The 3,868-nt window shown below is 44.1% G+C and carries 3 protein-coding genes; 2 read left to right on the forward strand and 1 reads right to left on the reverse strand.

Annotated features, from left to right (window positions below; genetic code table 11):
- Together L0J61_RS09870 and L0J61_RS09875 are read left to right on the forward strand one after the other, a co-directional pair.
- Positions 1-228 (forward strand): ATP-binding protein (locus tag L0J61_RS09870; protein WP_301466275.1); only part of this gene is annotated, 228 nt, incomplete at its 5' end.
- A gap of 119 nt (positions 229-347) precedes the next feature.
- Positions 348-2,054: a sigma-54 dependent transcriptional regulator gene (locus L0J61_RS09875; protein WP_301466276.1), complete on the forward strand. Its 1,707-nt coding sequence runs from the start codon at positions 348-350 to the stop codon at positions 2,052-2,054.
- 24 nt (positions 2,055-2,078) lie between these two features.
- Here the strand turns inward: L0J61_RS09875 and L0J61_RS09880 are convergent, their stop codons facing one another.
- Positions 2,079-3,497: a S41 family peptidase gene (locus tag L0J61_RS09880; protein WP_301466277.1), complete on the reverse strand. Its 1,419-nt coding sequence runs from the start codon at positions 3,495-3,497 to the stop codon at positions 2,079-2,081.
- Between the last annotated feature and the right edge of the window lie 371 nt (positions 3,498-3,868).

Here is a 3,868-nt window from a genome sequence, read left to right on the forward strand (position 1 = left end):
AACGATGTTATAATCGATATTTTAGATATTGGTACTGGCATTGGTATTGATGACTTACAGCACTTATTCAGTCCTTTTTTCACCACAGACGAAACGGGAACAGGGTTGGGTTTGTACTTGTCACAATCTTTCTGTGAGGCCAACCAAGCGCGTTTGCTTTATATCCCTGAACACGAAAAAACCTGCTTCCGCTTAATTATCCCCGCTATCAATCCTGAAGCCGGTTAAGAGCATTTTAGGCATAGCCAACAAAAACGGCCTTGAAGCAAAATATTGTCTATACGTAAGAACTTCTGAGACAGCGTACTTGCAATAATTTTCAGCGATTGAATATGATGAGGTGATGCATGACAAAAACCGCACTAGTCGTCGATGACGAGGTCGACCTATGCCGATTGATGCAAATCACCTTAACCAAAATGGGCATAAAAAGTGATGTGGCCTATACCCTGTCTCAAGCAAGGGTATTCTGGCAAGAACATGAATACGATTTTTGCTTAACGGATTTAAGATTACCCGACGGTTCAGGACTGGATTTGGTCAAAGAGTTCAGCAACCACTCCAACAAACCCATAGCAGTCATTACTGCGCACGGTAGTATGGACTTAGCCATAGAGGCACTAAAACTAGGCGCTTTTGATTTTGTCAATAAACCACTTGAACTACCACGCTTGCGCCAACTGGTTGAAAACGCGTTAAAGGTCGCTCACCAGAGTGACGAAACAAAAGCTACGCCTGAGCAATCTCCTGAGCAAAAAATGTTAGATGATCGTTTGATTGGCAACTCCGCCATTATGCAACCCCTGAAGAAAACTATTTTAAAGCTAGCACGCTCACAAGCACCCGTGTTTTTATCAGGCGCGTCAGGTACTGGTAAAGAAGTCGTCGCCAAATTGATTCACGACCTGAGCCCGCGGCGTGACGGTAGTTTTGTGCCCGTGAACTGTGGAGCCATACCATCAGAACTAATGGAATCAGAATTCTTCGGACACAAAAAAGGCAGCTTCACCGGCGCTGTCACTGATAAACAAGGACTGTTTCAACAAGCCAATGGCGGTACATTATTTTTAGATGAAGTGGCCGACTTACCCTTAGCAATGCAAGTAAAACTCCTACGTGCCATTCAAGAAAAGACCGTCAGAGCTATTGGTGACACCAAAGAAGTGCCAGTCGATATTCGCATACTCTCAGCAACGCATAAAGACTTGAACCAACTGGTACAAAGCGGCACGTTTCGTCAAGATTTATACTACCGCATCAACGTCATTGAGTTGCAACTACCAACGCTCAATGAACGCCGCGAAGACATACTAGTTCTAGCCATGCATTTTTTGACGATGATCGCTGAGGAATGGCAATTGGATACACCGCTATCCTTGACCAAAGCAGCAAGCAATCAACTAAAAAATCATGATTTTGCTGGTAACGTTCGTGAGTTGCGAAACGTGCTGGAGCGCGCAGTGACCCTAGCAGAGACATCGGATATCGACATCAGCCACTTGGGCTTACCAGATTGCGAACCGTCTGACAATAACAGTAACTGTGGCAGTACAGCCAATCAAGCCACAGGTACTACTAACACACCAATTAGCCAGCAGCCTTTGGACAATGATGCATTTGACGCATTTATTCAAAACCAAATGAATATTCAGTCTACGGATAGCAAAGTCACCTCTCAGACAAAAGCATCAGTAGCCAACTCACACGCTTATCGTACAAACATCCAGCACTACCCCTCTACTATACAGAGCACAGTAGACAATCAGGTGGTTGCAGAGAGCGCCGTTCAGCGTAATATCGAGAGCGAAACTACTCGTCGTGCCATTCGACCGACAAACGATGACAAGTTAAATCTAAGAGAGGAAAACGGCAGGCAACTACCACTGCAAGGGCTAGAGCACTACCTGCAAGAACAAGAAAAGCAAATGATCATTACCGCCTTACAGCAGACCGGATGGAATAAAACTCAAGCTGCCGAGCTTTTAGGTACGACTTTTCGCTCTTTGCGTTATCGAATGAAAAAGCTTGAGATAGATGAAGAACAGCTGGATTAAGGACTTTCAGTGTTTTTACGATAATTAATTATCTGCACCACTCTGTCTCGTACCTGCGCTCCCAGACGGATTTCTGACAAACCTAACACCCGTGTCAAGCGCCTGCTCACTCAGCAAATCGAGTGCCTGTTGTCGCCATGTGTTTTCACTACCGGTTAGTGTCACATCGGGCTCTACACCAATTTCATCTATTTCCTTACCCAGCGCCGTCATATAATTTGCTACCGTTAGCTTAACGGCTTGCTCGTCGTTCAACGGGATAACCGATTGCACTGAGCCCTTTCCATAGCTCACTTCACCGATGATAGTAGCGCGGTTTTCTGCTTGTAAACTACTGGCTAATACTTCCGCAGCAGACGCTGAATAGCGATTCTGTAGGACAGCCACTGGCAAGGGCTTGAGTATCGCCTCTCCTGTGGTTGATAAAATACGTGGTTCGGATTGACGCGCTTTTACTTGCACCACATCAGTATCACTCATAAACAGGCTAGCAATACTCACTGCTGATGTTAGTAAGCCGCCAGGGTTATCACGCATGTCCAACAGAATACCTGATATAGGTGTGTCCAACCCAATCAAACCATCTAGTACTTTTTCACGACTGTCGTTTTGAAAGGCTGGAAGTTTGACAACAGCGATACCATCAACGAGCTGTATCTCAATCTTTTGTGGATGGCTATTATTGCGCTGTAGCGTCGTCGTATGTTTACGGCGACCTGCCTTCGATGTGACAACATCCACTTGCGTGCCAGCAATACCTGATAATAACTGTTCAACGTCATTGGCTTGGCGGTTGTCATCAAGTCTAAACTCTCCCACCCTATGTAAGTAATCACCTACTTCAATGCCTTTTTGATCCGCTGGGGAATCATCAATGACTTCGGTAATAACCCAATATCCATCGTTTGGTTGATAAGTAGCCTTGATGCCTACATCGCCCACATCTCCTTCCGTGAATGCGCGCAAGTTCTCATAGGCTTCGGCATCTAAAAATTCTGCATGACTATCAAGTTTGGTCAGCATGCCACTCATTGCATTGTTAAATAGTACCTCATCATTAACTGCATCAACATACTCTCGCCGCACCAAATCCACGACTGCCACAAAGGTCTTTAGCGTTTCAGGAGAGATTGCGTTCAATGGAACTTGCGCAGATTCTACAGGAATCTCCGTATCAAAGGCTTTGACTTCATCATTATCTAATTCATTGTTTAACTCATCATCCAAAGCGCTTTCATCGCGAACACTATCTATTGCGTCATCAGTGTCGTCTGCAACTTCTAGCATATTAGCGACCTCTGATAGATTATCATTGCTATCTTCAGCTTCTACTGTCTCATCGTCCAAGCTGATAAGCGACATACTGGCAGCAGAGTCATAATTAGAGTCTTGAGTAGCAGCTTGTGCGAGACTCAGTCCACCTACCCCCAATATACTTAGCACTAGTACAGGCTTAAAGAGTACTGGCCTAATAATTGATTTTATCGTTTTGCTCTCTGATGGTTTAGATAAACATGAGAGCATAAAATAAATAGGACGCATAAGAAAACTCATTTCAATAATGGAAGGTACAATGTACTAGGGCATGTCCTCATTCTAAAAATGGCGATAAAAATGAGACAAACGGCAGTCAAAAAAGGAAAACAGCTCAGATAGCCCAAATAACATCAAGATATTAGTCAGCTGTTTGACCCTTTTGGCAACATTTGGCAACTTTTAATCCATTTAGATGGTTATCAATTGAATCAAAAACACGCCCTATAGTCAATCCACAATAAAACTGGAACAACCCATATCATGAAAGAGTTTAGGTA

This window comes from Psychrobacter sp. (assembly GCF_030457785.1).
Lineage (GTDB): Bacteria > Pseudomonadota > Gammaproteobacteria > Pseudomonadales > Moraxellaceae > Psychrobacter.